This window comes from Kluyvera cryocrescens NBRC 102467 (assembly GCF_001571285.1).
Taxonomy (GTDB): domain Bacteria; phylum Pseudomonadota; class Gammaproteobacteria; order Enterobacterales; family Enterobacteriaceae; genus Kluyvera; species Kluyvera cryocrescens.
Genome location: NZ_BCTM01000079.1, coordinates 1 through 1745, shown reverse-complemented (window position 1 = coordinate 1745; position 1745 = coordinate 1). Strand labels below are relative to the sequence as shown.

Below are 1745 nucleotides of genomic sequence, written 5' to 3'. Positions count from 1 at the left end.
GAAAGAGTCGAAGCAAATTGTTTTCACCTCATCTGCTCAGCTCGCTATTCCAGCATCAATAACTGAAATCTATGTTACGGGTTGCGCAGCCGGTGGAGGTGGTGCGCCGGGTGCTGGCGGTTCAAATGCGTACTTTGGCGGTGGTGGCGGTGGTGGTGGTGCCGGGCAATCAATAATCAAGAAAAAATTCACTGTCACACCAGGCTCATCGCTCATGATTACGATTGGTGCCGCCGGTGTCGGTGGTGTGGGAAACGTTGACCGAGGCGGCGTGGCAACTGCGGGAGGCGATACCATTATTGGTGCACTGCAAACATTAAAAGGCGGTAGCGGTGGCGGTAACGCTATAAACGGTACTGATGGTGCTACAGGGGGAAATTCTGGTGGCGGATACCCATCTGGTAGTTATGGTAATGACGGTCATATTACAGCTGGGAGTGCCAGTGGTGGAAGTGGCGCATCTTCTCCATTTGGTGGTGGCGGTGGGAGTGGCAGAGCTGGAACCAATGGTGGCATGCCAGGAAGTAACGCTGACGGGTATGGTGCTGGCGGCGGCGGCGGCGGCGGCAAGTACGGAAATAACTCCGGTATAGCTAGCGGTGGGAGTGGCGGGAATGGTTCTCCGGGATTTGTGATTATTGAATGGTGAGAGGTGGCACTAATGGGAAATGTTTACGCAATAGTTGAGGGCGATGTTGTGACTAATATTGTCCTCTGGGATGGCGCTGAAAAATGGAGGCCAGCTCAAGGGGTGGCCCACCCTGCACCACCTGAAACTGGTATCGGGTGGGGTTATATCGATGGCGAGTTTATTGCCCCGCCGCCACCTTTTGATTACAGCGAAACTGAAGAAAACCCGAAGGATGAACGTGATATTGAAGAGTTCACTCCTTCAGCTGTTCAGACGCAATAAAACCAGGTGGTGGTATAAACTCATTACCATTGTGAGTCCATCCAACACCTGCGTTTATGCCTTCGGGGATTTGAATTAAATCCCCGCTTTCTGGCTTGTAGTCTGAAGCTCCATCCCACTTAATCGTATTAGTAACAGAGCCATCAACAACGACTGCATAAATACCCATTACATGTACTCCCACACAATAACGACACCATCAGCCCCATCGCCGCCAGTAAATGAACCAGCAATCCCGCCGTTGACGTTGGCACCAGCACCGCCAGCGCCGTAACCCACGCCATCACCGCCGCGAGACTGACCGCGACTACCAATACCTCCGGCACCGAAAATTGAATCCCCGCCATTACCTGAATAAGAGAAGACGCCGCCAAGACGAAGCGAAATTGTAGGCATACCACAGCCCCGCCCAAAGATGTTTGCTCCTGTAAACTGCACAGCTGGCATTGTGCCAGAGAAAAATGCAGACCAGACCCCCGTACCCGCTGTCATAGCTTCACCACCAAGACCACCAATCGCCGTGACCAGCGAGCCAAATGATGATTGACCACCTGCATTCCCGTTGCCTGCCGGGTTGTTAATACCTCCTTTTCCACCGCTCCCTACAGTAATCTGTTGTGGGGTGGGGTTATCAATAATTGCTTTTGCATATGCGCCAGATGTGCCTGAGCCAGAAGCTGCGCACATAGTTGCTGGAGAGTTTGTACCCGCGCCGGCGCCACCGGCACCTTGAACCTCAACGATAGCTTTTTTTGTCCCAGGCGTCGGAGTGTAAAGCGCTGAAGAGTTAAAAACCTGCACGTTCAACAAACGCCCTGATTTCACATCTCCC

4 protein-coding genes are annotated in these 1745 nt (G+C 52.8%); 2 read left to right on the top strand and 2 right to left on the bottom strand.

All coding sequences use genetic code 11. The features are described 5' to 3' along the window. The first annotated feature begins 16 nt into the window (after nt 1–16). Together KCR01S_RS25950 and KCR01S_RS23540 are read left to right on the top strand one after the other, a co-directional pair. Nucleotides 17–649: a glycine-rich domain-containing protein gene (locus tag KCR01S_RS25950; protein ID WP_477218278.1), complete on the top strand. Its 633-nt coding sequence runs from the start codon at nt 17–19 to the stop codon at nt 647–649. A 12-nt stretch (nt 650–661) separates the two neighbouring features. Next, on the top strand, nt 662–913 hold the full coding sequence (locus tag KCR01S_RS23540; protein ID WP_061285264.1) for a hypothetical protein: 252 nt from the start codon (nt 662–664) through the stop codon (nt 911–913). On the opposite strand, the gene KCR01S_RS25440 is transcribed toward KCR01S_RS23540, so the two are convergent. Both KCR01S_RS25440 and KCR01S_RS23535 read right to left on the bottom strand, forming a co-directional pair. Next, entirely contained in the window at nt 885–1082 is a 198-nt protein-coding gene (locus KCR01S_RS25440; RefSeq protein WP_167348851.1) for a hypothetical protein, read from the bottom strand. The genes KCR01S_RS23540 and KCR01S_RS25440 overlap by 29 nt on opposite strands. Further along, nucleotides 1082–1745: hypothetical protein (locus tag KCR01S_RS23535; protein ID WP_061285263.1), on the bottom strand; the 664-nt coding region annotated here is incomplete at its 5' end. The genes KCR01S_RS25440 and KCR01S_RS23535, both read right to left, overlap by 1 nt.

What these genes read in the sequence shown, in the direction of transcription:
- KCR01S_RS23540 (WP_061285264.1), top strand. Translation starts at nt 662, where the DNA reads ATGGGAAATGTTTACGCAATAGTTGAGGGCGATGTTGTGACTAATATT.
- KCR01S_RS25440 (WP_167348851.1), bottom strand. Translation starts at nt 1,082, where the DNA reads ATGGGTATTTATGCAGTCGTTGTTGATGGCTCTGTTACTAATACGATT.